18 protein-coding genes are annotated in these 25,187 nt (G+C 71.2%); 11 read left to right on the top strand and 7 right to left on the bottom strand.

What is annotated here, in order from left to right; translation table 11 throughout:
- Positions 1-72 precede the first annotated feature (72 nt).
- Positions 73-1,149, top strand: a complete 1,077-nt coding sequence (locus ACIGXO_RS05625) for a Ku protein (protein WP_399780720.1) — start codon at positions 73-75, stop codon at positions 1,147-1,149.
- 93 nt (positions 1,150-1,242) lie between these two features.
- Here the strand turns inward: ACIGXO_RS05625 and ACIGXO_RS05620 are convergent, their stop codons facing one another.
- The gene (locus ACIGXO_RS05620; protein ID WP_399780717.1) at positions 1,243-1,650 is read right to left on the bottom strand and encodes an ATP-binding protein; all 408 of its coding nucleotides are present in this window, start codon (positions 1,648-1,650) and stop codon (positions 1,243-1,245) included.
- 602 nt (positions 1,651-2,252) lie between these two features.
- On the opposite strand from ACIGXO_RS05620, the gene lpdA reads away from it, so the two are divergent.
- The 3 genes from lpdA to ACIGXO_RS05605 all read left to right on the top strand — a co-directional run bounded on the left by lpdA (position 2,253) and on the right by ACIGXO_RS05605 (position 4,965).
- A complete protein-coding gene (lpdA, locus tag ACIGXO_RS05615; protein WP_399780714.1) occupies positions 2,253-3,656 on the top strand; it encodes a dihydrolipoyl dehydrogenase in 1,404 nt (467 codons plus the stop codon).
- A gap of 97 nt (positions 3,657-3,753) precedes the next feature.
- Positions 3,754-3,993 (top strand): hypothetical protein, encoded by a 240-nt coding sequence (locus tag ACIGXO_RS05610; RefSeq protein ID WP_399780711.1) that lies wholly within the window; start codon positions 3,754-3,756, stop codon positions 3,991-3,993.
- A gap of 132 nt (positions 3,994-4,125) precedes the next feature.
- Positions 4,126-4,965, top strand: a complete 840-nt coding sequence (locus ACIGXO_RS05605) for an endonuclease I family protein (RefSeq protein WP_399780708.1) — start codon at positions 4,126-4,128, stop codon at positions 4,963-4,965.
- Between the two features lie 13 nt (positions 4,966-4,978).
- Here the strand turns inward: ACIGXO_RS05605 and ACIGXO_RS05600 are convergent, their stop codons facing one another.
- Complete coding sequence (locus tag ACIGXO_RS05600) at positions 4,979-5,962, bottom strand: helix-turn-helix transcriptional regulator (protein WP_399780706.1); 984 nt, start codon at positions 5,960-5,962, stop codon at positions 4,979-4,981.
- A 73-nt stretch (positions 5,963-6,035) separates the two neighbouring features.
- Here ACIGXO_RS05600 and ACIGXO_RS05595 point away from each other — a divergent pair, with 73 nt between their 5' ends.
- The 3 genes from ACIGXO_RS05595 to ACIGXO_RS05585 all read left to right on the top strand — a co-directional run bounded on the left by ACIGXO_RS05595 (position 6,036) and on the right by ACIGXO_RS05585 (position 12,670).
- Positions 6,036-8,288, top strand: coding sequence for an excinuclease ABC subunit UvrA (locus tag ACIGXO_RS05595; RefSeq protein WP_399780703.1), 2,253 nt, complete (start codon positions 6,036-6,038; stop codon positions 8,286-8,288).
- 267 nt (positions 8,289-8,555) lie between these two features.
- Positions 8,556-10,163 (top strand): M4 family metallopeptidase, encoded by a 1,608-nt coding sequence (locus ACIGXO_RS05590; protein WP_399780700.1) that lies wholly within the window; start codon positions 8,556-8,558, stop codon positions 10,161-10,163.
- A gap of 170 nt (positions 10,164-10,333) precedes the next feature.
- Positions 10,334-12,670, top strand: a complete 2,337-nt coding sequence (locus ACIGXO_RS05585; protein ID WP_399780697.1) for a germacradienol/geosmin synthase — start codon at positions 10,334-10,336, stop codon at positions 12,668-12,670.
- Between the two features lie 124 nt (positions 12,671-12,794).
- Here ACIGXO_RS05585 and ACIGXO_RS05580 read toward each other — a convergent pair whose 3' ends face one another.
- On the bottom strand, positions 12,795-12,992 hold the full coding sequence (locus ACIGXO_RS05580; protein ID WP_030252762.1) for a hypothetical protein: 198 nt from the start codon (positions 12,990-12,992) through the stop codon (positions 12,795-12,797).
- 275 nt (positions 12,993-13,267) lie between these two features.
- Here ACIGXO_RS05580 and hydA point away from each other — a divergent pair, with 275 nt between their 5' ends.
- The 3 genes from hydA to ACIGXO_RS05565 all read left to right on the top strand — a co-directional run bounded on the left by hydA (position 13,268) and on the right by ACIGXO_RS05565 (position 17,307).
- Positions 13,268-14,674, top strand: a complete 1,407-nt coding sequence (gene hydA / locus ACIGXO_RS05575) for a dihydropyrimidinase (RefSeq protein WP_399780694.1) — start codon at positions 13,268-13,270, stop codon at positions 14,672-14,674.
- A 90-nt stretch (positions 14,675-14,764) separates the two neighbouring features.
- The gene (locus ACIGXO_RS05570; protein WP_399780692.1) at positions 14,765-15,769 is read left to right on the top strand and encodes a TIGR03842 family LLM class F420-dependent oxidoreductase; all 1,005 of its coding nucleotides are present in this window, start codon (positions 14,765-14,767) and stop codon (positions 15,767-15,769) included.
- A complete protein-coding gene (locus ACIGXO_RS05565; protein WP_399780689.1) occupies positions 15,766-17,307 on the top strand; it encodes an NCS1 family nucleobase:cation symporter-1 in 1,542 nt (513 codons plus the stop codon). The genes ACIGXO_RS05570 and ACIGXO_RS05565 overlap by 4 nt, the downstream gene beginning before the upstream one ends.
- Here the strand turns inward: ACIGXO_RS05565 and ACIGXO_RS05560 are convergent.
- From ACIGXO_RS05560 to ACIGXO_RS05545, 4 genes are all read right to left on the bottom strand, one after another.
- Positions 17,304-18,923, bottom strand: coding sequence for an ABC transporter substrate-binding protein (locus tag ACIGXO_RS05560; RefSeq protein WP_399780686.1), 1,620 nt, complete (start codon positions 18,921-18,923; stop codon positions 17,304-17,306). The two genes, ACIGXO_RS05565 and ACIGXO_RS05560, sit on opposite strands and share 4 nt — an antisense overlap.
- Positions 18,924-18,928: 5 nt before the next feature.
- Complete coding sequence (locus tag ACIGXO_RS05555; RefSeq protein WP_399780683.1) at positions 18,929-21,097, bottom strand: hypothetical protein; 2,169 nt, start codon at positions 21,095-21,097, stop codon at positions 18,929-18,931.
- A 196-nt stretch (positions 21,098-21,293) separates the two neighbouring features.
- A complete protein-coding gene (locus tag ACIGXO_RS05550) occupies positions 21,294-22,361 on the bottom strand; it encodes a biotin/lipoate A/B protein ligase family protein (protein WP_399780680.1) in 1,068 nt (355 codons plus the stop codon).
- Between the two features lie 104 nt (positions 22,362-22,465).
- Positions 22,466-23,245 (bottom strand): SIR2 family NAD-dependent protein deacylase, encoded by a 780-nt coding sequence (locus tag ACIGXO_RS05545; RefSeq protein WP_399780677.1) that lies wholly within the window; start codon positions 23,243-23,245, stop codon positions 22,466-22,468.
- 343 nt (positions 23,246-23,588) lie between these two features.
- Here ACIGXO_RS05545 and ACIGXO_RS05540 point away from each other — a divergent pair, with 343 nt between their 5' ends.
- Positions 23,589-25,166, top strand: coding sequence for an ABC transporter substrate-binding protein (locus tag ACIGXO_RS05540; RefSeq protein WP_399780674.1), 1,578 nt, complete (start codon positions 23,589-23,591; stop codon positions 25,164-25,166).
- The last annotated feature ends 21 nt before the right edge of the window (positions 25,167-25,187 follow it).

The following is a 25,187-nucleotide window of genomic DNA, read 5'->3' as shown; positions in this document are numbered from 1 at the left end:
ACCCTGAGAGTCGCACGAATCACGACATAACGGTCTAAATGGCATGACGGTCGACAGCCAAGGGACGCACGCATGAGATCCATCTGGAACGGGTCGATCTCCTTCGGCCTGGTCAGCATCCCGGTGAAGATGTACAGCGCGACGGACAGCGCCGCGGCGGTCTCCTTCGTCCAGATCCACGAGAAGGACGGCGGCCGCATCCGCTACCGCAAGGTGTGCGAGCTGGACGGCGAGGAGGTGCCCCAGGAGGAGATCGGCAAGGGGTACCAGGCCGCCTCCGACATGATCGTCCCGCTCACCGACGCCGACCTGGCCCAGCTGCCGCTGCCCACCGCCAAGACGCTGACCATCCTCGCGTTCGTCGACGCCTCCGACATCGACCCGCTGCAGATGGACAAGGCGTACTACCTCGGCGCGAACGGCCCGTCCGCCGCCAAGCCGTACGTCCTGCTGCGGGACGCGCTGGTGCACCACCAGAAGGTGGCCATCGGCAAGGTCGCGCTGCGCAACCGCGAGACGCTGGCCATGCTGCGGGTGCACGACGACGCGATCGTGATGCACGCGCTGCTGTGGCCGGACCAGATCCGCTCCCCGGCCGGCCTCGCGCCCAAGGAGAACGTCCAGATCCGGGACAACGAACTCACCCTCGCCGAGACCCTGATGGACTCGCTCGGCGAGCTGGACCAGGGCGAGCTGCACGACGACTACCGGGACGCCGTCGAGGAGCTGGTCACCGCGAAGCTGGAGGGCGGCGAGCCGGCCGTGCCTTCGGAGGGCCCGCGGCGCGGTGGCAAGGTCATCGACCTGATGGCGGCCCTGGAGGACAGTGTCCGGGCGGCTCAGGAGGGGCGCGGTGGCGCGGACGAGGAGGAGGGCGGCACTTCGGCCTCCGTCACACGGCTGCGGGGGAAGTCCGCGGCGAAGACGACGGGAACGGCGGCGAAGGCGACCGGATCGGCAGGGTCTGCCGGATCGGCCGGATCGGCGGGATCGGCGGGGAAGAAGGCCGCGGCCGGGAAGACCGCCCCCGCGAAGAAGAGCACCGCCAAGAAGGCCGCTCCCGCAAAGAAGAGCACCGCCGCGAAGAAGACCGCGACGGCGAAGAAGACCCCGGCGAAGAAGACCGCGTCACGCCGGAAGGCCGGCTGAGCGGCGGCTCGGGAAGGGACAGAAGACGGGGCGGGGTCCGGGCCCCGGTGGTGCGCCCTGCGGCGCGTCGGCCGATGCGCTGTCCTCGGCTCTTCACGTGCCCGCGAGGACCGCCCGTACGGTCTTGCCGCCGCCGCGGTCCGCGGTGATGTCGAACTGCCGGGACAGCAGTCCCACGATGGCCATGCCCCGGCCGCCGGTCGCCTCCTCGGTGAGGGGCTGGACGGTGGGGGTGCGCGGGCTGTCGTCGTGCACCTCGATGGTGACGCCGCTCGCCGCGGCACTGAGGCGGAGCCGGCAGCGGCTGTTGCCGTGCCGCACCGCGTTCGTGACCAGCTCGGACACGATGAGTACCGCTTCGTCCACCCGTCCGGACACTCCGTCGGGCATCTCCGGATGGCCGAGGAAGCCGCTGGTCAACCTCCTGGCCCAGCGGGCCGACGCGACCTCGCGCGGCAACGCGTACTCGACGCGCGCGGCGCGGTTCCTGTTCGCGTGCATGGGTCTCACTCCCTCCTCTGACGGTGGCGGAGGGTATACGGTCCACGCGTCGACCCCTCCACCGTGGCCGGTGCGATCCACACGGCCTGCCGACGGGAGCGGTCATTCCCGCTCGCCCACGCCCCAACCATCGAGAACCCGTTTGCCGACCCGCTGTGACGGAGTGAACACCCGTCCCACAGGGGGAGACCGGCGCTCATGGGCGTACGGGCTCCCGGAGCGGGCACCCGGAGGGCCACCGGCGCACGCCCCAGGCGGAAGGATCAAGCCGATCACGGCGGCCCCGCGGCGCCGCACGTCGGCCCCGTACGGCCCGGCGCGGCCCGCTGCCCGGCCCCGGGTGCCACCTCCGGGCCCCGGTTCGCCGCTCGCGCGAACGATGGTTTACTATTCAAAGGAAGTGAGGGACGGCGACGCACCGCCGCCGACCTCACCCTCCGGCGCCCCCGCGGCATCCGCGGCCGCGCCCCACACACCAGCCCCGGCCGGCTTCCCCCGTCTGGCCGGGGCTTCCCCCTTTCCGGACGCGGTGCGCCGAATGGCCTACGTGACCTCTCCCCAACGCCCTGCGCGGGTGGCTGGTGCCGACCTACGCTGCCGGTATGAGTGCACACTTTGACGTCGTCGTCCTCGGCGCGGGCCCCGGTGGCTACGTCGCCGCGATCCGCGCGGCCCAGCTCGGCCGCAGTGTGGCGATCATCGAGGAGAAGTACTGGGGCGGGGTCTGCCTGAACGTGGGCTGCATCCCCTCCAAGGCCCTGCTGCGCAACGCCGAGCTGGCGCATCTGTTCACGCAGGAGGCCAAGACCTTCGGCATCCAGGCGAGCGGCGAGGTCACGTTCGACTACGGCGCCGCCTTCACCCGCAGCCGCAAGGTCGCGGACGGGCGCGTCAAGGGCGTGCACTACCTCATGAAGAAGAACAAGATCACCCAGTACGAGGGCCGCGGCACCTTCACCGACCCGAACACCCTGCAGGTCGCGCTCGCAGGCGGCGGCTCGGAGACGGTCACCTTCACGAACTGCATCATCGCCGCCGGCGCGACCACGAAGCTGCTGCCGGGCACCTCCCTGAGCGAGCGGGTGGTCACGTACGAGGAGCAGATCCTCAGCGACGAGCTGCCGCGCAGCATCATCATCGCGGGCGCCGGTGCGATCGGCGTGGAGTTCGCGTACGTGCTGCGCAACTACGGCGTGGACGTCACGATCGTGGAGTTCCTGGACCGGCTGGTGCCGCTGGAGGACGCCGAGGTCTCCGCCGAACTGGCCAAGCGGTACAAGCGCCTGGGTATCAACCTGCTCACCTCCACCCGCGTCGAGGGCATCGACGACGACGGCAGCGGCACCGTGAAGGTGCACGTCACCACCGGCGGGCAGCGGCAGACGCTGGAGGCGGAGAAGGTCCTGCAGGCGATCGGCTTCCAGCCGCGGGTCGAGGGCTATGGCCTGGAGAACACCGGCGTGAAGCTCACCGAGCGCGGCGCCATCGACGTCGACGGCCGCTGCCGTACGAGCGTCCCGCACCTCTTCGCCATCGGTGACGTGACGGCGAAGCTGATGCTCGCGCACGCCGCCGAGTCCATGGGCATCGTCGCCGCGGAGACGATCGCGGACGCGGAGACCATGGAGCTGGACTACGTCATGATCCCGCGCGCGACGTACTGCCAGCCGCAGATCGCCAGCTTCGGGTGGACCGAGGCACAGGCCCGTGAGCAGGGCTTCGACGTCCAGGTCGCGAAGTTCCCGTTCACCGCGAACGGCAAGGCGCACGGCCTCGGCGACAGCGTCGGCTTCGTGAAGATCCTCAGCGACGCGCGGTACGGCGAACTGCTCGGCGCTCACCTCATCGGGCCCGAAGTGACCGAACTCCTGCCGGAGTTGACGCTCGCGCAGCAGTGGGACCTGACGGTCCACGAAGTGGCCCGCAACGTCCACGCACACCCGACCCTCGGCGAGGCCGTCAAGGAGGCCGTGCACGGGCTCGCGGGACACATGATCAACATGTGAGAAGCCGGGTCATACCCCCTGGTCGCGGCACTCCGTGCCCCGTCGTGGCCGAGCCGAAAACGAGCGGCGGCGCGGCGGGGTCCGGCGACACTGAGGCATGTCCAGTGTGTCCCCGGGCAGCCGTCCGCACCGGCTGCACGATCATGCGCTCCGCGACCGTGCCCTCCGCGACCGTCCGCTGCGTGATCATCCGCTCCGTGTCCGCCTCGGCCCGCTCGCGAGCACGCTGCGGGACGTGTTCGGCTGCCTCGGGGTGATCGTGGCGGCGGTACTGGTCTCGCTGGTGTGCGTGCTGCTCTCGCAGGAGTTCCCGCAACTCGCGGAGATTTCAAGGTGATTGACTGCTGGACCCGCGGCGGGCCCGGATGGCACGCTGCCTGCGGCCGGTGACCCGCCGGCCGGCAGCGGCCCGCGCCCCCACACGCACCTCGCGGGCCCGCCCATGCGCATGGGGGAGAGGACACCACTCGTGGACATATCCCGTACCACCGCTCGGCGCAGAATCGTCACGGCACTCGCCGGTACCGCGCTGCTCGGCCTGGCCGTCCAGGTACCGGCCACCGCGGCCCCCGAGCCCGTCCCGCACTCCGGCACCGCCACCGCGTACGACACCACCACGTACGACGACACCTACTACAAGGACGCGCTCGGCAAGACCGGCCCCGAGCTCAAGTCCGCGCTGCACACGATCATCAGCTCGGGCGTCAGCAAGCTCAGCTACGACCAGGTCTGGGACGCCCTGAAGGTCACCGACCAGGACCCGAAGAACTCCTCGAACGTCATCCTGCTCTACACCGGCCGCTCGCAGAGCAAGGACGACAACGGCGGCGACCCCGACCAGTGGAACCGTGAGCACGTCTGGGCCAAGTCGCACGGCGACTTCGGCACCTCGGCCGGGCCCGGCACCGACGTCCATCACCTCCGCCCCACCGACGTCTCGGTCAACAGCACCCGCGGCAACAAGGACTTCGACAACGGCGGCAGCGAGGTCGGCGAGGCGCCCGGCAACTACACCGACGGCGACTCCTTCGAGCCCCGCGACGCGGTCAAGGGCGACGTGGCCCGCATGATCCTCTACATGGCCGTGCGCTACGACGGGGACGACGGCTTCGCCGACCTGGAGCCCAACGACCAGGTCGACAACGGCTCGGCGCCCGCGATCGGCCGGCTCAGCGTCCTGAAGACGTGGAGTGAGCAGGACCCGCCGGACGACTTCGAGAAGAACCGCAACCAGGTCATCTTCGACAAGTACCAGCACAACCGGAACCCGTTCATCGACCACCCGGAGTGGGTCGACGCGATCTGGTAGACCGCCCGCACGGTCAGGGGTGGCCGCCCGCCGCGGCGGCCACCATCCGGCCGCCCAGCTTCCGCAGGTACGCGATCAGCTCGGGCGGCTCCTGGACCTCGAACTCGACGTCCAGCAGGGCCAGTCGAACGGCCAGCCAGTCCAGCGCGTCGCCGCCGGTCAGCAGGCGGCAGCGGCCGTCGGGCAGCGGCTCCAGCACCCCGCTGCCCGGGGGCACGCGCCGCGCGGCGTCCTCGGCCGAGGTGTGCAGGACGACCACCGCGCGGTGCCGGGCACGGTGGCCGGTGACCGACTCGGCGACGTAGGCGGCCGCGTCCTCGGCGGGCAGCGTGCGCTCGGCGGACCGCGCCCCGGTGGCCAGCGGCTCGCGCACCCGGTCGGCGCGGAACGTCCGCCAGTCCGCGCGGTCCAGGTCGTACGCGACCAGATACCAGCGGCGGTCGGCGCTCACCAGGCGGTACGGCTCGGCGTGCCGCCGCCCGGGGGCGCCGTCGCGCGCCGCGTACGTGAAGCGCAGCCGCTCCCGGCGGCGGCACGCGGCGGCCAGTACGCCCAGTACGGCGGGGTCCGTGGTGGGCGCGGTGCCGCCGCCGGTGAGCAGTCCGTACAGCGGGTCGGTGGCCTCCTGGAGGGCGGCGACGCGGCGGCGCAGCCGGTCGGGCAGTACCTGCTCCAGCTTGGCCAGGGCGCGGACCGAGGTCTCCGCCACGCCGGTCACCCCGCCGCCCGCCGCCGCGTGCAGCCCGATGGCGATGGCCACCGCCTCGTCGTCCTCCAGGAGCAGCGGCGGCATGGCCGTACCGGCAGCGAGCCGGTAGCCCCCGACGGCGCCGATCGTCGCGTCGACCGGATACCCCAGCTCGCGCAGCCGGCCGATGTCCCGGCGGACGGTCCGCTCGGAGACGCCGAGCCGGCCGGCCAGTTCGGGCCCGGTGTGCTCGCGCCCGGTCTGCAGCAGGGAGAGCAGTTCCAGCAGCCGGGCCGGGGTGTCACTCATGCGCGGTCACGCCCTCCAGAATGGCAGCGAAGCAGGACACATACTGTCCTGCTTCTTTCCTACCGTGCGGGGCATGGCGACAGACAGCATCCGCATCACCGGGGCCCGCGAGCACAACCTGAAGGACGTCACGCTGGAGATCCCCCGCGGCCGGCTCACCGTCTTCACCGGCGTCTCCGGCTCCGGCAAGTCCTCGCTGGTCTTCGGCACGATCGCCGTGGAGTCGCAGCGGCAGCTCGGCGAGACGTTCGACTGGTACGTGCGCAACCGCCTGCCGAAACACGAGCGTCCGAAGGCGGACACCATCGAGCGGCTCTCCCCGGCGATCGTGGTGGACCAGCGCCCGGTCGGCGGCAACGCCCGCTCCACGGTCGGCACCATGACCGACATCCACCCCATGCTGCGGGTGCTGTACTCGCGCTGCGGCACGCCGAGCGCGGGGGAGGCATCCGCGTACTCGTTCAACGATCCGGCGGGGATGTGCCCGGAGTGCGACGGGCTGGGCAAGGTGGTGCGCCTCGACCTCGAACGGGCCCTGGATCACACCAAGTCGTTGAACGAGGGGGCGATCCGGCTGCCGATGGTCGGCGTGGGCAGCGCCTGGTGGCAGCTGTTCGCCGAGACCGGCCTCTTCGACCCGGACAAGCCGCTCGCCGAGTACACCGAAGCGGAGCGGGAGCTGCTGCTGTACGACGACACGGGGCGCAAGGTGCGGCGGGCCCGCGCCCGTAACGACAACTCCTACGAGGGGCTGGTGGTGGGCTTCCACCGGCAGTATGTCAACCGCGACGTCTCGGGGCTGAGCGAGCGGCTGCGGGACGCCGTGCGCCGCTTCGTACGCGAGGACGTGTGCCCCGAGTGCGGGGGCGCGCGGCTGGCCGCGGCCGCCCGCAAGACCCAGCTGGCGGGGCTGACCCTGGCGGAGATGACGGCCCTGGAGGCCGACGAGCTGATCACCGTGCTGAAAGGCATCGACGACCCGGTGGGCGGGCCGGTCGCCGCGCGCGCCGTGGCCTCCCTGGAGCGCGTCGTCGGCATCGGCCTCGGCTACCTGAGCCTGGACCGGGAGACCGCCACCCTCTCGGGCGGCGAGGGCCAGCGCCTGAAGACCGTCCGCCACCTGGGCTCCAGCCTGACCGGCATGACGTACGTCTTCGACGAGCCGAGCATCGGGCTGCACCCGAGGGACGTCGCGCGGCTCAACGCCCTCCTGCTGCGGCTGCGGGACCACGGCAACACGGTCCTGGTGGTCGAGCACGACCCGGACGTCATCGCCGTCGCCGACCACGTCGTCGACATGGGCCCCGGAGCGGGCACGCACGGCGGCCGGGTGGTGTACGAGGGCACGGTCGAGGGGCTCAAGAGGGCGGACACCCCGACCGGCCGTGCGCTGCGCCGCCCGGCCCGCTTCAAGGACGCGGTCCGGAAGCCCGCGGGACTGCTGCCCCTCGAGGGCGTGACGCTGCACAACCTGAAGAATGTCTCCGTCTCCGTGCCCACGGGCGTGCTGACGGCCGTCACGGGGGTGGCGGGCTCGGGCAAGAGCACGCTGGCCACCGAGGCGCTCCCGGCGCGGTACCCGGAGGCGGTCGTGGTCGGCCAGGGCGCCATCGGGGCCTCATCGCGCTCCACCCCGGCCACGTACCTGGGCCTGATGGACCCGCTGCGCAGGCTCTTCGCCCGTACGCACGGCGTCGCGCCCGGCCTGTTCAGCTTCAACTCCGCGGGCGCGTGCGGGACATGCGGCGGCCGCGGCGAGATCCGTACCGACCTGGCGTTCATGGACCCGGTCACCCGGACCTGTGAAACGTGCCGCGGGCGGCGCTTCCACGAGGACGTACTGGCGATGACCGTGCGGGGCAGGTCGGTCGCCGACGTGCTGGACCTGACGGCCGAGGAGGCCCGGGACTTCCTGGCCGGGGAGCCGGCGATGCGTGCCCCGCTGGCCGCCATGAACGACGTGGGCCTCGGGTACCTGCCGCTCGGCCGCGCGGTCTCCTCCCTCTCGGGCGGCGAGCGGCAGCGCCTCAAGCTCGCCACGCACCTGGACGGCACCGGCGGCGTGTACGTCCTGGACGAGCCGACGACCGGGCTGCACATGGCGGATGTGGACGGGCTGCTGGCGCTGCTGGACCGGCTGGTCGACGCCGGGAACACCGTGCTGGTCATCGAGCACAACATGGATGTCGTCCGGCATGCGGACTGGGTGCTCGACCTCGGCCCGGAGGGCGGCAGGCACGGCGGCGAGGTCCTGTTCAGCGGCGTGCCGAGGGGCCTTCTGGACCGTCCGGACTCGCCCACGGGGCAGCGTCTGCGGAGCAGGTGATCGCGAAGCGGTGATCGCTGTACGGATAACGGGCGGTCAAATTCTCGTTGCTGATCTGTCGGAAACGGTCAGGAAGTGGCACGCTCTCTCCGTCCCAACTGCTGCTTCACAACAGGAGGGTCTGGTTCCGTGTGTGCGCACGGACCATGCACCGCCTCGTACCACCCGCACCACTCCGTACGACTCGCATGAGCGGGCGGCCGCTACCCATGGCCGTCCACCCCCCTCGCCGGGCCGCCACCCGCGGCCCCGTACCAAGGAGATCGAGTGAGAGGCTCTGCCCCCAGACGTAAGTCCGCCCTCCGTGCCGCTGCCCTGGTCGCTTCGGCGGCCACGGTCGTGCTCGGCGTGCAGAGCGCCCCGGCCGGCGCTCAGAGCGGCCAGCAGACGGGCGCTGTCGCCCTGTCGCCGGGCCAGCGCGCCGCGGCCGTACAGGACGCCCAGTCCGGCGCCGCCGCCACCGCCCGCGCCATCGGCCTCGGCGGCAAGGAGAAGCTGGTCGCCCGGGACGTCATCAAGGACGCCGACGGCACGGTGCACACCCGTTACGAGCGGACCTACGACGGCCTGCCGGTCCTCGGCGGCGACCTCGTCGTGCACGAGAAGAAGAACGGCGACCGCAAGGTCACCAAGGCCGTCAAGGCACGAATAGCCGTGCCGACCACCACGGCCGAACTGCCCGCGACCGGCGCCGAGAAGAGCGCGCTGAAGACCTCCGCGGCCGAGAAGAACACGAAGACCGACGCGCAGGCCCCGCGCAAGGTGATCTGGGCGGCCACCGGCAAGCCGGTCCTCGCCTACGAGACGGTCGTCAAGGGCGTCCAGAAGGACGGCACCCCCAGCGAACTGCACGTCGTCACCGACGCGGCCACCGGCAAGCAGCTCTTCGCCGACGAGCGCATCGAGACCGGCACCGGCACCGGTGACTACAACGGCACGGTCACCCTCGGTACCACGCCCAACGGCTCCACCTTCGACCTGAAGGACGGCGCCCGCGGCGGCCACAAGACGTACGACCTGAACCAGGGCACGACGGGCACCGGCACGCTCTTCAACGACGCCGACGACGTCTGGGGCGGCGGCCGCCAGTCCGCCGGTGTCGACGCGCACTACGGCGCCGCCACCACCTGGGACTTCTACAAGAACGTGCTGGGCCGCTCCGGCATCAAGAACGACGGCGTCGCCTCGTACTCGCGCGTCCACTACGGCAACGCGTACGTCAACGCCTTCTGGTCCGACAGCTGCTTCTGCATGACCTACGGGGACGGCGCGGGCAACGCCAACCCGCTGACGTCGCTGGACGTGGCGGCACACGAAATGAGCCACGGCGTCACCTCCAACACCGCGGGGCTGCGCTACAGCGGCGAGTCCGGTGGCCTGAACGAGGCCACCTCCGACATCTTCGGCACCTCGGTCGAGTGGTACGCCAACAACAGCAACGACTCCGGCGACTACCTCATCGGCGAGAAGATCGACATCAACGGTGACGGCAGCCCGCTGCGTTACATGGACAAGCCCAGCAAGGACGGCGCCTCGCGCGACTACTGGTCCAAGGACCTGGGCCGGATCGACGTCCACTACTCCTCGGGCCCGGCCAACCACTGGTACTACCTGCTCTCCGAGGGCAGCGGCGCCAAGACCATCAACGGCGTGAGCTACAACAGCCCGACCTACGACGGCAAGGCCGTCAGCGGGATCGGCCGCGCCAAGGTCGAGAAGATCTGGTACCGGGCGCTCACCACGTACATGACGTCCACGACCAACTACGCGGCCGCCCGCACCGCCACGCTCTCGGCGGCGAGCGACCTCTACGGTGCCTCCAGCGCCGAGTACCAGGCCGTGAACGCCGCCTGGGCCGCGATCAACGTGCGCTGAACCGCAACCCGGCACGGCCGCGTTTCGATCACTCGTCCGAGTGACTCCTCCGCTATCCCGCTTTTCGGTCCACCGGCTGGGTAGTCACGGGACGCACGCCGGGGGGCGCGGGCATCCGGAAGGGTGCCCGCGTTGCCGCCCCCCGGCACCGTCGAGAAAGGCCGGGGACCGTGACACAGCCCTTCCAACTGCCGGATTTCTACACGCCGTATCCGGCACGCCTGAACCCACACCTCGAAGCGGCCCGCACGCACAGCAGACAATGGGCGCGCGAGATGAACATGCTCGAGGGGTCCGGCATCTGGGAGCAGCGGGACCTCGACGCACACGATTACGCACTGCTCTGCGCCTACACCCACCCCGACTGCTCCGCCGAGGACCTCGCCCTGGTCACCGACTGGTACGTCTGGGTCTTCTTCTTCGACGACCACTTCCTGGAGATCTTCAAGCGCTCCGGCGACCGCGAGGGCGGCAAGGCGTACCTCGACCGGCTGCCCGCCTTCATGCCGATGGACCTCGCGCAGGGGATGCCCGAGCCGACCAACCCGGTCGAGGCCGGCCTCGCCGACCTGTGGACCCGCACGGTCCCCGCGATGTCCCCGGGATGGCGCGAGCGCTTCTCCGAGAGCACGGTCAACCTGCTCAACGAATCCCTCTGGGAGCTGTCGAACATCAATGCCCACCGGGTGGCGAATCCGGTGGAGTACATCGAGATGCGCCGCAAGGTCGGCGGCGCGCCCTGGTCGGCCGGGCTGATCGAGTACGCGGCCGGGGCCGAGGTCCCCGACCGGATCGCCGCCTCCCGGCCGCTGCGGGTGCTGCGCGACGCCTTCTCCGACGCCGTGCACCTGCGCAACGACATCTTCTCCTACCAGCGCGAGGTCGAGGACGAGGGCGAGCTGAGCAACGGCATCCTCGTCCTGGAGCGGTTCCTGGACTGCTCGACCCAGGAGGCCGCCGACGCGGTCAACGACCTGCTGACCTCGCGCCTCCACCAGTTCGAACACACCACGCTCACCGAACTGCAGCCGCTCTTCGCCGAGTACGCGCTCGCGCCGGACGAGCAGGCCAGGGTCCTCAAGTACGTCAAGGGCCTGCAGGACTGGCAGTCCGGCGGCCAGGAATGGCACATGGTCTCCAGCCGGTACATGAACGGCGCGGGGGAGGGCACGGCCCCCGAGGCCCCGCGGCGCTTCTTCTCGCTGCCGCTGGGCGCCCTGGGCCTGGCCGCGCTGGATGTCGTGCCGACGGCGCCGACCACGGCGCGCGCCGAGGCAGCGCGCGCCCGCACCTTCACGCACGTACCGTTCCGGAAGGTCGGCCCCTCGCGGCTGCCGGACTTCAAGCAGCCGCTGCCCGGCACGCTCTGCCCGCACCTGGACACCTCCCGGAAGAACGTCGTCGAGTGGGCCCGCCGGATGGGCATCCTGGAGGAGCAGCCCGGCATCCCCGGCTCGGGCGTCTGGACCGAGGAGAAGATCCTCGACTACGACCTGCCGCTGTGCGCCGCCGGCCTGGACCCGGACGCCACCCTGGAGGAGCTCGACCTCAGCTCCGCGTGGCTCGCCTGGGGCACGTACGGCGACGACTACTACCCCGTGGTCTTCGGCCGCCGCGGCGACCTGGCCGGGGCCAAGGCGATGGACGAGCGGCTGGCGGCCTGCATGCCGCTGGACCTCGCCCCGCCCCCGCCCGCCACCCACGCGCTGGAGCGGGGCCTGGCCGACCTGTGGCAGCGCACGGCGGGCCCGATGAGCGCGGAGAGCCGCCGCCGCTTCCGGGATGCCGTGCGGGTGATGACCAGGAGCTGGCTCTGGGAGCTGGACAACATGGTGCAGAACCGCATCCCCGACCCGGTCGACTACATCGAGATGCGGCGGCACACCTTCGGCTCCGACATGACGCTGACCCTGTCCCGCATCAGCCACGGCAACACCGTCCCCGCCGAGATCTACGAGAGCGGGCCGTGGCGGGCCCTGGAGAACGCCGTCATCGACTACGCCTGCCTGCTCAACGACGTCTTCTCGTACCAGAAGGAGATCGAGTACGAGGGCGAGGTGCACAACGCGATCCTCGTCGTACAGAACTTCTTCGACGTCGACTACCCGACCGCGCTGCACATCGTCGACGACCTCATGAACAGCAGGCTGGACCAGTTCGAGCACATCGTGGCGAACGAACTCCCGGTCCTCTACGCCGACTTCGCCCTGGACGCCGACGCCAGAAAGGGGCTCGACACCTACATCGCCGAGCTGCGCGACTGGATGTCCGGCATCCTCAAGTGGCACTACGACTGCCGCCGCTACAAGGAGCCGGACCTCATCCGGCACCACAGGCCGGAGCAGCTGGAGCGGTCCGATCAGCCGGAGCAGCCGGAGCGGCCGGGACAGCCGGGGCAGCCGGAGCGGCCGGGCGGCTCGGAAGCGGCCGGCGGGTGGCGTCCGCCGGTCCCCACCGGCCTCGGCACCTCCGCCCTGCGGGTCCCGCGGCCCGAGCCCGTCGGCTGACGCACGCGGACGGCGGCCTCCCCGGCGCACGCGGACGGCGGCCGCCCGACACACGCGGACGGCCGTCGGCCGGCAAGCACGCGGACGGCCCGCCGGCGCCACACCCGGCGGGCCGTCACGGCTCTCAGGGCAGGATCTTCTCCACTGCCGCCTGCCCCTCGGCGGCCAGTTTGCGGCGTGCCCACTCCAGATTCTTGGGCGTCAGGTCACGCCCGGTGGCCATCACCAGGTCCTCGGGGGTGGCGTCGGCCGACGGACCGCTGTGCAGGCTGCGGTCCGGAGTGGTGAGATCCTCGGGCTCGGGCCGCGATTGCTTGTCCATGCCGCCTCCTCGCGCCTCATGTGTTCCTCTATCTTTGCGGCATATCGCCCCCGATGCACTCCGAGGCGAAGGTGGTGACACTGCGCACTCGTCACTCACCCTGCGTAACGGCCGAAAGGGGAGAGGCCGCGGAGTGGCGCACTCGTTCCACCGGGACGGTGGCGCCGGTATTGCCCGCCCGGGTGTCATGCTTCTACCGTCTGTGAATCCGGTCGCACTCTACGTGTGTAGAACGGCCGTGACGCGGCGTCAGGGTCGGCGGAAGGAGCAGGACTGTGAGTCGTACGGTCATCCGCGGCGGGCTGGTCATCACCGCTGCCGACGAGATCCATGCCGATGTCCTGGTCGAGGGCGGCCGGGTGGTCGCACTGGCCGCGCACGGCCCGGAATACGCCCTCGGCTGGTCGGAATCGGCCGACCGGGTCATCGACGCCACCGGCAAGTACGTCATCCCGGGCGGCGTCGACGCGCACACGCACATGGACTTCCCGTTCGGCGGGACCGCCTCCTCCGACACCTTCGCGACCGGCACCCAGGCGGCGGCCTGGGGCGGCACGACCACCATCATCGACTTCGCCGTGCAGTCCCGCGGAAAATCACTGCGCGACGGCCTCGACCAGTGGCACGCGAAATCCGACGCCCAGTGCGCCGTCGACTACGCATTCCACATGATCCTCTCCGACGTGAACGAGCACACCCTCAAGGAAATGGACCTTTTGGTGGGGGAGGGGGTGACCTCCTTCAAATTGTTCACGGCCTATCCAGGGGTGTTCTACAGCGACGACGGGCAGATTCTGCGTGCCATGCAGCGGGCCGCCGGAAATGGCGGGCTGGTGATGATGCACGCGGAGAACGGCATCGCCATCGACGTGCTCGTCGAGCAGGCGCTGGCCGAGGGGCGGACCGATCCGCGGTACCACGGCGAGGTACGGCGCGCGCTGCTGGAGGCCGAGGCCACCCACCGTACGATCCAGCTCGCCAGGGTCGCGGGCGCGCCGCTCTACGTCGTGCATGTGTCCGCCGAGGAAGCCGTCGCGGAACTGACGCAGGCCCGCGACAAAGGACTGCCCGTGTTCGGTGAGACCTGTCCGCAGTACCTCTTCCTTTCGACCGACAATCTCGCCGAGCCCGATTTCGAGGGCGCCAAATACGTCTGCAGTACGCCGTTGCGGCCGCGCGAGCACCAGGCGGCGCTCTGGCGCGGGCTGCGCACCAATGACCTCCAGGTCGTCTCCACCGACCACTGCCCCTTCTGTTTCCGCGGCCAGAAAGAGCTCGGCCGCGGCGACTTCTCGAAGATCCCGAACGGCATGCCCGGCGTCGAGACCCGCATGGACCTGCTCCACCAGGCCGTGCTGGACGGGCACATCAGCCGTCGTCGCTGGATCGAGATCGCGTGTGCCGCGCCGGCCCGGATGTTCGGGCTGTATCCGAAGAAGGGCACGATCACGCCCGGTGCCGACGCCGACATCGTCATCTACGACCCGCACGCCGAGCAGGTCATGTCGGCCGAAACCCACCACATGAACGTGGACTACTCCGCGTACGAGGGGCGGCGGGTGACCGGGCAGGTGGAGACTGTCCTCTCCCGCGGCGAAGTGGTCATCGACCGCCGGGAGTTCACCGGGCGCGCGGGCCACGGCCAGTACGTGCCGCGGGCCACCTCTCAGTACCTCTCCTGACCGCACGCGGGCTCGGGCGGGCTCGGGCGCGAAACCCTCACCCGGGACGTCAGTCAGTCATCACCGGCTCTACACCAGGGAGTTGAAGCGATGGACTTCGGAGTCGTCCTGCAGACCGACCCGCCCGGCTCGGCCGTGGTCGGGCTCATGCGCCGCGCCGAACGGCAGGGTTTCCGCTACGGCTGGACCTTCGACTCCGCCGTGCTCTGGCAGGAGCCCTTCGTCATCCACGGCCGCATCCTCGAACACACCGAGCGGCTGATCGTCGGCCCCATGGTCACCAACCCCGGCACCCGCACCTGGGAGGTCACCGCCTCCACCTTCGCCACCCTGAACGAGATGTACGGCAACCGCACGGTCTGCGGCATCGGCCGCGGCGACTCGGCGATGCGGGTCGCCGGCCGCCGCCCGAACACCCTCGCCCGCCTCGGCCAGGCCATCCCCGTCATCCGCGACCTCGCCGAGGGCCGCGAGGCCGTCGTGGACGGCAAGCCGCTGCGGCTGCCGTGGGTCCGCGACGGGAAGCTGCCCGTCTGGATGGCCGCGTACGGGCCCAAGGCACTGGCCATGGCCGGCCGGCTCGCCGACGGCTTCATCCTCCAGCTCGCCGACCCCTTCCTGACCGAGTGGATGGTCCGGGCGGTACGGCAGGCGGCCACGGAGGCCGGGCGCGATCCGGACGCGCTGACCATCTGCGTGGCGGCGCCCGCGTACGTCGGCGACGACCTGGCACACGCCCGCGAGCAGTGCCGGTGGTTCGGCGGCATGGTCGGCAACCACGTCGCGGATCTGGTGAGCCGGTACGGCGAGCACTCCGGCATGGTCCCCGAGGAGCTGACCGCGTACATCAAGACGCGTGAGGGCTACGACTACGCGCACCACGGACGGGCCGACAATCCCGACACCGCCTTCGTGCCGGATGAGATCGTGGACCGTTTCTGCCTCCTCGGCCCGCCCGAGGCGCACCTCAAGAAGCTTCGCGCGCTGCGCGCCCTGGGCGTCGACCAGTTCGCCGTGTACGCGATGCACGACGCGAAGGAGACGACGATCGACGCGTACGGCGAGCACATCATCCCGACGCTGGCGGGGGAGTGAACACGCCCACGGTGCCGGCGGACAGCCGGGGTGAGGGGCGGCCGGACCCGGGCGGCAGGGTCGAGCTGCCACCGGACGCGATACCGGCCGACGGCCGCTTCGCCAACGCCGACCTGCGCCCCGTGCCCGCCGCCGACCGGCACTGGACCACCTACAACTTCGCCGCGCTCTGGGTCGGCATGGCCCACAACATCCCCTCCTGGACGCTGGCCTCCGGCCTCGTCGCGCTGGGCATGGACTGGAGACAGGCCGTCTTCACCATTGCTCTGGCCAACGTCATCGTGCTGCTGCCGATGCTGCTCACGGGACATGCCGGACCCAAGTACGGCATACCGTTCCCGGTGCTCGCCCGCGCGTCCTTCGGACTGCGCGGAGCCAACCTCCCGGCGCTGGTGCGGGCCGCCGTAGCCTGCTGCTGGTTCGGCATCCAGACCTGGATCGGCGGCCAGGGCATCTACATCCTGCTCGGCAAGATCTTCGGCGGGGGGTGGGAGAAGGCCACGCCCGTCGCCGGGTATCCCTGGACCCTCTGGCTCTGCTTCGGCGTCTTCTGGGCGCTCGAACTGGCCATCATCGCGCGCGGCATGGAGACCCTGCGCCGCTTCGAGAACTGGGCGGCGCCCTTCGTCCTGATCGGCGCCGTGGCCCTGCTCGCCTGGATCGCGGCGAAAGCGGGCGGCCTCGGCCCGCTCCTGGACCAGCCGAGCAAGCTGGGCTGGGGCGCCGACTTCTGGCCGGTCTTCTTCCCGTCCCTGATGGGCATGATCGGTTTTTGGGCGACGCTTTCCCTCAACATCCCGGACTTCACGCGTTTCGGTGCCGGGCAGCGCGCCCAGGTCTGGGGGCAGACGCTCGGCCTGCCCACCACCATGACGGCCTTCGCACTGCTCTCCGTCCTGGTGACCTCCGGCTCCCAGGCGGTGTACGGCGTACCCATCTGGGACCCGGTCGCGCTGGCCGGGAAGGCCGACAACGTCTTCGGTCTGCTCTTCGCGCTGGTCACGGTCCTCATCGCGACGATCAGCGTGAACATCGCGGCCAACGTGGTCTCCCCGGCCTACGACCTGGCCAACCTCGCCCCGCGCTTCCTCACCTTCCGCAGTGGCGCGCTGATCACCGGCGTGATCGGCGTCCTCGTCCTGCCGTGGAAGCTCACCGCCACGCCCGAGCTGTACATCTTCACCTGGCTCGGGGTGGTCGGCGGCCTCCTCGGCACCGTCGCCGGCATCCTCATCGCGGATTACTGGATCATCCGCCGCACCGTCCTCGACCTCGCCGACCTCTACCGCCCGGGCGGCCGCTACTGGTACACGGCCGGCTGGAACTGGCGGGCCGTCCTCGCCTTCGCCGTGGGCGGCCTCCTCGCGGTCGGCGGCTCCTACTCGGCTCCGGGGAAGGGCCCGTTCCCGGCTGATGGACTGATCCCCGTCCTCAAACCACTCGCGGACTACGGCTGGGCGGTGGGCCTCGGCGCGTCACTGGTGCTGTACACGGCGCTGATGGCCCGCCGCCGCGGGAACCTCTCGGACACGCGCTAAGGAGCGCTGCTGGGAATCACGCAGTTCTTGGGCTGTTCCTGGCCGGTGGGCCAGCCCAGGCCGACGAACTTCAGCTGGCCCAGGCCCTCCTGGCCCGGGTCCAGCTGGACCACCGCGGCCGGCTTGTCGTACGCGTTGCCGCCGCTGGTCAGGCAGATCAGGCCGCTCGTGCCCCTTATGCGGTGCCGGGACTGGAGCAGCGACCACTGCCTGCCGACGTCCTCGCGGCTGGGCACCGCCTCGGCGCCGCCCTTCTGCGCCTGGTGCAGCGCCTTGCCGATGGTGAGGAGGCCGTCGTACACCAGCATCGTCCGGGAGTCCTGCAGATCCGGTTCGGCGCCGAGCCGTACGCCCTCGGCGCGCGTGCTCTCGATCCGCTTCTTCAGGGTGTCCAGGGCCGCCAGGGGCTCGGTGAGGTACTGGGGGAGCTCCTCGGCGGTGGGCTTGCGCTTGTGGTCCGCCGCCCACTTGCGGTGCCATTCGGCCAGCTCGGTGCGCCAGGCGTCCGGATGCGCGGGCGCCGCGTACTGCACCGTCACCTTCGGCCTGCCGTCGGCGCCGCGCAGCTGCGCCCAGTTCTGCTCCGTCATGTCCTGCCGCAGCGAGGCGGCGTCGGAGCCGCTGACGATGGTGTAGTGCCGGTTCTCGCAGTCCACCTGGGCGAGCTTGAGGGCGAAGATCCGCAGGTGCAGCGTGCGGCCCGCGAAGTACACGGTGTCGGCGCCGGAATCGCAGATGTTGTTGGCCGTCTGCGCGAACTGGTTGCCGGTCGATCCCGCCTCGTCGATGGCCGGGGACTCGAAGGGCATCGCGGCGGGGCCGGCCGGGCCCTTCTCCTTTATCCCGCTGAACGCCCGCGCCAGCGACTCGCTGTAGCCGTCCTTGCGCTGGTCGTAGACCAGTACGGTCCGGCGGTTCTCCCGGCCCCGCTCGCCGTTGAAGTTGGCCAGCGCCTGGGCCGCGTCGTGGTTGGTGGGGATGATCCGCGCGAGGCCCGGGAACCGCAGCTTCGCCGTGCCGTCCGTCCGGTCCTCGTTCGCGATCCGGTCCCCGCTGATCCGCGAGGCGAGTACCGGGACCTTGTGCGCCGTCAGCCGTTTGACGGCCCTCTCGGTGTCACCGAGGCTGAGGTTGAAGCCCGTGACGGCGCGCAGCCGGTCCGTGGGCGAGTCGGCCATCCGCAGCAGGGTGTCCACCACCTGCTCCTGCTGCTTGTAATCGCGTCCGGGGTTGGCCAGCACCAGCCGGATCTTCGGCGGCTCCCCCTCGCCCTCGTTGGCCTGCCGCTGCCCCAGGTACGCGCCCTGGAGGTCGCTGCGCATCTGCCGGCGCAGCGCCGCCCGGTCCGACTGGAGCGGCAGCATCACCGCCACCGTGACGTGCGGCTGGCCGTCGATCTTCTTGTTCTGGGCCGCGATGGCCCGGGACACGTCGCGGATCTCCGGCGTCCCGAAGTCGTAGCCCGCACCGCTGACGCCGATGCACTCGTCGCCGACCCGCTCGACTCCCTCGGTACAGGTGTCCAGCTTGTGGGTGACGTACACCGCGAGCCACACGCACCCGGCCAGCGCACCCGCGCCCAGCAGCGCGTAGAGGATCTTCTTCCAGATGGGCATCCCCGTTATCTCCTTCGCCCCAGCTGCTCCGTGCAGGTGCAGCGCAGCAGCGGTTGCTCGTTCGCCGCCAGGCCGCTCCAGTAGGTCGCCGTCCTGCTGAGCTGTCCCGCGCCGTCGAACTCCATGATCGAGAGAAGTTCCAGCAGCTTGGCCAGCGTGCGGGCCGTCTCCTTCCCGGTCGGCCTGGTCCGCTCCTCGCACAGCCACACCGCGTGCAGCAGCTGGTCGACGGTGCGGCGCAGCGCCGGTCCGTCCACCGCCACCAGGCCCTGGGCGCGCTCCCGCCGGGCGTCCGCGCTGCCCGGATACGGCGCCTGGGCGATCTCCAGCAGCTCCGCGCACCACTCCTCGGGGCGCCCGGGCAGCGTGGCGGCCAGATGGCGGGCCACGTCGTCCGCGCCACCGGAGACGAGGTGGTGGTTCATCCGGTGCGCCGTGACCGAGCGGAAGGCGCCGCCGCGCGACTCCTCGCCCGCCGCCGCGCGCAGCGCGTAATGGTCCCGCAGCAGGTGATGGTCGGCATACCAGGCGGCCGCGCCGGGGCGCAGCCCGTACAGCCGGTGCACCAGCATCTGGCGCAGCCCGAAGTCCCCGATGAAATGCCGCTCGCAGCTCGGCCACCCGGTGTCGGTGAGCAGCTGCGACACATGATGCACCGTCAGGTGATGTACCCGCCCCGCCTGATGGTGTCTCAGCAGGACGTCAGCACACTCCTCGTCGTGTGCCACCGACAGGTGGGTGAGCAGGTCCAGCCACTGGTCGCGGTGTTCGCTCGGCAGTCCCACCGGCAGCTGGTCCAGGATCAGCTCCTGGAGCAGTACTTCCGTCACCGGCCGCTCGGTGGTGCCGTCGCCGGGGAGCAGCAGCGGGGCGGCCAGCAGGTCCCGGTCGTTGGCGTCCTCGGGCATCCGGAAAGACGCGGCAGCGGCGGCGAGCCGGAGCACCGTGTGCGGCCGTCCGCCGCTCAGCCGCGCCACGGCGGCGTCGATGCGGCGGCGGTTCGCGCCGCCCTCCGGCTCCGCGCGCGTCTGCCGGCGCTCGGTCTCCCGGCGCAGCTGGTCCCCGGTGAGGAACGGCATGCGCAGCAGCAGTACTCCGTCGGCCAGCGGCGCCCGGTCGGGCCCTGCGTCCGTGCGCCGGGACCAGGCGGGCGGGCCGCCGTTGGCGGGCCGGAACTCCGCCGGCGGCACCACCTCCTCGGGCGGCAGGCCGCCGTGCAGGAAGGCGCCGCCGTCCGCCCGGAGCGCCGTGCCCACGATGACCACGCGGTCGCGCTGCCCGCTCCGGCGGTCGGTGAGCACGGCACGCAGCAGCCGCTCGCCCAGCGGCGACACCGCGTGGTCGAGCAGCAGCCCCGGCCGGCCGACCCTGCTCAGCTTGCCGACCACCGAGGCGTACGCCGCTTCCAGGTCCTCGCGCAGCGCCCGGAAGAGGAACCCTTCGGCCAGCTCCCGTGCCTCGCCGCCGGCCTGGAAGTCGGCGGCGAGATTGCTCAGCCCGTGCTTGGGCTGGCCGGCCGCGCCCGGATACGCGCCGTAGATGCGCTCCAGCTCCACCCTGCCCCGCGGCGCCAGGCGCTCGAAGAGGGCGTCCAGCAGCGCGTTGCTCACCGCCGCCGAGTACGGGTCGAGCTCCTGCCCGGACAGGGTCGTCAGCAGGTTCCGGATGCTGCCGCGGAGCACGCCCCGCCAGAAGTCGCCGCCGCCCAGGCCGCGGAGGCGCCCCCGCTGGGGCAGCTCCTCGTACCGTTCGACCTCCGTGGCGACCGCCTCGGGGGTGCCCTCGGCGGCACCGGTCGCGATCACCGCGAGGCCCGCGAAGAGCCGGGGGAACGCGAACGAGCCGCCGGTGCCCTGCCAGGTGCACAGCCGCCGGGCGACCTCGGCCAGGGCCTCGGTCGCGTCCGAGCGGGCGCCCGGCTCCGGCTCGGCCCGGTCCGTGTGGACCGGCGAGCCGGTGTCCAGATAGATCACCGGCACCTTGGCGGCGAACCGGTCCCGTACCGCGCGCAGCAGCCGGCCCTTGCCCATGCCGGGGCCGCCGGTGAGCAGTACGACCGGAAGGTCGGGGCCGTACAGCAGCTCGCGTCCGGCGCCCGACGGCGACCGTCCGAACAGGTGCGCGAAGAAGCCCTCCTCGCTGAGCAGCTTCTCGAACCCCAGATCTTCACCCACGGACTCCTCCCCCATGGAGTGCTCTCCCGCCCGCGAACGGTGACCGGGACCGGTGTGTCGGGGAGAGGCTAATGGAACGCGTGGAACGCGAACCCATTCTTCGGGGTAATGAGGTCTGCGCGGAAGGGAACGGAGTGTGTTGCTTTACGGGGAAGTTGGGCGGACGAAGTCTCCTGAGCGGGCCCAACTGCGGTAGTTACGGCACCCGTGCCGTCCACTCCGGGTCGCTGAACTTGGTCGTCGCCAGTTCGCGGGCGCGGGTGAACTCCTCGTCCGTGATCGTGCCGTCCGTGCCGCCGTAGCGGGCGCGGAAGGAGGCGATCATGCGGGTGATGACCTCGGAACGGGGGAGGCCGGTCTGCCGGCGGAGCGGGTCCACGCGCTTCTTGGCGCTGGTGGTGCCCTTGTCGGAGAGCTTCTCCTTGCCGATGCGGAGGACCTCGACCATCTTGTCGGCGTCGATGTCGTACGACATGGTCACGTGGTGGAGCACGGCTCCGGAGCCCGCCACGATGCGCTTCTGGGCCGCGCCGGCGATCTTCCCGGCGTCCGTCGCGATGTCGTTGAGCGGCTTGTACCAGGCGTTGATGCCCATGTCGCCGAGCGCCCCGAGCACCCAGTCGTCGAGGTAGGCGTAGCTCTCGGCGAAGGTGAGGCCGTGGACCAGGGACTCGGGGACGCAGAGCGAGTACGTGATCGTGTTGCCGGGCTCGACGTACATCGCGCCGCCGCCGCTGATCCGCCGGACGACCGTGATGCCGTGCTTCTCGGCGCCCGCCGGGTCCACCTCGTTGCGCAGCGACTGGAAGCTGCCGATGATCACGGCGGGGCGGTCCCACTCCCACACGCGGAGCGTCGGCGGGCGCCGGCCCTCGGCGACCTCGGTGGTCAGTACCTCGTCGAGCGCCATGTGCAGCGCGGGTGCCTGCGGCGGCTCGTGGATGATCCGCCAGTCGTAGTCGGTCCAGTCGGTGGCCTGGGCGACGGCCCGGCGGACCGCGATCCCGACCGACTCCGCGGTGAAGCCGATCATGGCGACGCCCTCGGGCAGGGCGGCCTCGATGCGGTCGGCCAGGCCCCGGGTCCCGGTGTCGGCGGGCGCGCCCTCCAGGGCGGCGTTGATGTCGAGGAGCGCGTCGTCCGGCTCCAGGAAGAAGTCCCCGGCGACGCGGACGTGGCGCAGCACGCCCTCCGCGACCTCCAGATCGACCACGACGAGCTTGCCGCCGGGCACCTTGTACTCACCGTGATGCCTGCTCTGCACGGCGCTCACCCTCCACGTCTCCGCGGCCGTCCGGACCGGCCGGCCGCCCGGTCAACCGTATCGCCGAGGCCGTCATTCCCCGCAAAAGGGGTCAAGCCCGTCGGTCACGGGTGCAAACCGGCCAGCAGCCGGGGGAGGGCCTCGCCGATCGGGTCGCGGACGATCTCGTCGGCGAGCGCGTCGTACGGGGTCGGCTCGGCGTTCACGATGATCAGGCGGGCGCCGTGGTCGGCGGCCAGCCCCGCGAGGGAGGCGGCGGGCTGTACGGAGAGGCTGGTGCCGACCGCGAGGAAGACGTCGCAGTTCTTCGCCACTGTGATCGCGGCGCCCAGTACCTCGGGGTCCAGGCTCTCGCCGAACATGACGGTCGCGGATTTCATGATGCCGCCGCAGTCGAGGCACGCGGGGTCCGGGTCGCCCGCGGTCACCCGGGCCAGCGCCTCGGCCATCGGCGTGCGGGCGCGGCATTCGGTGCACACCGCGGTACGGGCGGTGCCGTGCAGTTCCAGGACCTTGTGGCCGGGCATCCCGGCGAGCTGGTGCAGCCCGTCGACGTTCTGGGTGATCACGCGGACGGGGACGCCGGAGCGTTCGAGGCGGGTGACGGCCTCGTGCGCGGCGTTCGGCCGCGCGCGGAGCGCCGGGCCGTCCCGCCGCATCAGCCAGGACCGGCGCCGGATCTCCGGATCGCTCATGTAGTACGCGTACGTGACGAGCTTTTCGGCGTCCGGGTCGCGGCGCCATACCCCGTTCGGCCCGCGGTAGTCGGGGATGCCGGAGTCGGTGGAGATCCCGGCGCCGCTGAGGATCGCGACGAGGGGGCGCCGGGCCTCGCCGTCAGTGGGGTCGTCCGTGCCGACAGTGGGGTTGTCCGTGCCGCTCATGCCGCCAGGGTACGCAGGGCATGGTTGTCCGGTGGCCGGGGTGGCCGGGGTGGCCGGGGTGGCCGGGGTGGCCGGGGTGGCCGGGGTGGCCGGGGTGGCCGGGGTGGCCGGGGTGTGCGGCCCGCGGCGGGCGCCCGTCAGGAGTGGGTGGCCCGCGCGAGCGCCCGCAGTTATTTAGATGTAACCAGAATCTTCCCCGGTATCGGGGGTGGGACTCTTGCCGGTCGTCTGTATGCGAAATACGGTCTGCTGCATTCGTTCCTGGTGATCGTTCGCGATGCGTTCTCGTTCTTGCTGATCGTTCGGGAGGTAGGGCCACGTGCGCCGAAGAGCCGCTGTTCCGTTGGCAGTCGGGCTGGTGATCAGCGCCGCGGGGTGCGGGTCGCTCACCTCCGCCGCCACCGAGGTGGGCGGGGTCCGGATGACCGATCCACGCCCCGTACGCGACGGCGGCACGCTCACCGTCGCCCTCAAGTCCGACCCCGACAAGCTCGATCCGACCCTCGCGCAGACCCTCGTCGGCCGCACCGTCTTCGCCGGGATGTGCGAGAAGCTGTACGACACCGACCGCGCGGGCAAGGTCGTGCCGCAGCTGGCGGCGGCCCTGCCGAAGACCTCCGACGGCGGCCGGACCGTGACCGTTCCGGTCCGCCGCGGCGTGACGTTCAGCGACGGCACCCGCCTCGACGCGGCCGCCGTCGCCCGCTCCCTGGAACGCCACCGCACCCTCCCCGGATCGGCCCGCGCCACCGAACTCGGCCCGCTGGTCCGGGCGGAGGCCGCCGGACCGTATACCGTACGCATCCGACTGAAGACGCCATACGTCCCGCTCACCGGCGTGCTCGCCGACCGCGCGGGCATGGTCATGTCCCCGCGCGCGCTCGCGAAGTACGGCAAGAACTTCACCAACCACCCGTCCTGCGTCGGCCCGTTCAAGTACGTCGAACGCGTCGCGGGCGACCGGATCGTGCTCGCCAAGGACCCCCGGTACTACGACGCGGACAAGGTCCACCTGGACCGCGTCGTCTACAAGACGATCACCGACGGCAGCGTCCGGCTCGCGAACCTGCGCTCCGGGGACGTCCAAGTAGGCGACCAGATGGGCCCGGTGGAGGTGCGGAGCTCGCTCACCGAGCCGCAGCTCCAGCTCTTCAACTCGCCCTCGCTCGGCTACCAGGGCCTCGGCTTCAACATCGGCAACGTGCACGGGACGGGGGAGAAGCCCGGGAAGCTGCGCACGGTGCTCGCCCGCGAGCCGCGCGTCCGGGAAGCCTTCGCGCTCGCCCTGGACCGCAAGCTGATCAACAGGGTCGTCTTCCAGGGCATGTACGAGCCGGCCTGCGGCCCCGTCTCGCCGGAGTCGGCCATCGCGCCGGGCGCCGCCGGCTGCCCGGAGCGCGACCTGCCGCGCGCGAAGAAGCTGCTCAAGGAGGCGGGCGTCGAGCTCCCGGTGCCGATCGAGCTGAAGGTCTCCACCTCGCCCGAGGACAGCCGGCTGGGCCAGGTGATCCAGGCGATGGCCCGCGAGGCCGGCTTCGACGTGCGGCTGCGGCCCATGGAGTACGCGACGCTCCTGGAGGAGACCGACACCGGGCAGTTCGACGCGTACGTCAGCGGCTGGTCCGGACGGCTCGACCCGGACGGCAACATCGCCTCCTTCGTCGGCACGGCAGGCGCCATGAACACGTACGGCATCTCGGACCCGGCGATCGACCGGTTGATCGCCGAGGGCCGCACCACGGCCGACCCCGCCGACCGGGCCCGTGTATACGCGCAACTCGCCGACCGTATACGCGACCAGTACGCGCTGATCTACCTCTACCGGCAGAAGAACTACGTCGTGGCCCGGAAGGACGTGGCGGGCGTGCGGGTCTACGGCGACGGCCTGGTGCGCGTCAAGGATGCGGGGTTCGTGCGATGAGTCGCTTCACGGATGCGGGGG

Origin of the sequence: Streptomyces sp. NPDC053542, from assembly GCF_044544685.1 — a bacterium.
In the GTDB taxonomy this organism is placed as follows: domain Bacteria; phylum Actinomycetota; class Actinomycetes; order Streptomycetales; family Streptomycetaceae; genus Streptomyces.
The sequence above is the reverse complement of the archived record's forward strand: the minus strand, read 5'-3'. Positions and strand labels throughout refer to the sequence as shown.

Excerpts from the sequence above, each read along its gene's own strand:
- ACIGXO_RS05625 (WP_399780720.1), top strand. The coding sequence starts at position 73 with ATGAGATCCATCTGGAACGGGTCGATCTCCTTCGGCCTGGTCAGCATC.
- ACIGXO_RS05620 (WP_399780717.1), bottom strand. The coding sequence starts at position 1,650 with ATGCACGCGAACAGGAACCGCGCCGCGCGCGTCGAGTACGCGTTGCCG.
- lpdA (WP_399780714.1), top strand. The coding sequence starts at position 2,253 with ATGAGTGCACACTTTGACGTCGTCGTCCTCGGCGCGGGCCCCGGTGGC.
- ACIGXO_RS05610 (WP_399780711.1), top strand. The coding sequence starts at position 3,754 with ATGTCCAGTGTGTCCCCGGGCAGCCGTCCGCACCGGCTGCACGATCAT.
- ACIGXO_RS05600 (WP_399780706.1), bottom strand. The coding sequence starts at position 5,962 with ATGAGTGACACCCCGGCCCGGCTGCTGGAACTGCTCTCCCTGCTGCAG.
- ACIGXO_RS05595 (WP_399780703.1), top strand. The coding sequence starts at position 6,036 with ATGGCGACAGACAGCATCCGCATCACCGGGGCCCGCGAGCACAACCTG.
- ACIGXO_RS05580 (WP_030252762.1), bottom strand. The coding sequence starts at position 12,992 with ATGGACAAGCAATCGCGGCCCGAGCCCGAGGATCTCACCACTCCGGAC.
- ACIGXO_RS05570 (WP_399780692.1), top strand. The coding sequence starts at position 14,765 with ATGGACTTCGGAGTCGTCCTGCAGACCGACCCGCCCGGCTCGGCCGTG.
- ACIGXO_RS05560 (WP_399780686.1), bottom strand. The coding sequence starts at position 18,923 with ATGCCCATCTGGAAGAAGATCCTCTACGCGCTGCTGGGCGCGGGTGCG.
- ACIGXO_RS05545 (WP_399780677.1), bottom strand. The coding sequence starts at position 23,245 with ATGAGCGGCACGGACAACCCCACTGTCGGCACGGACGACCCCACTGAC.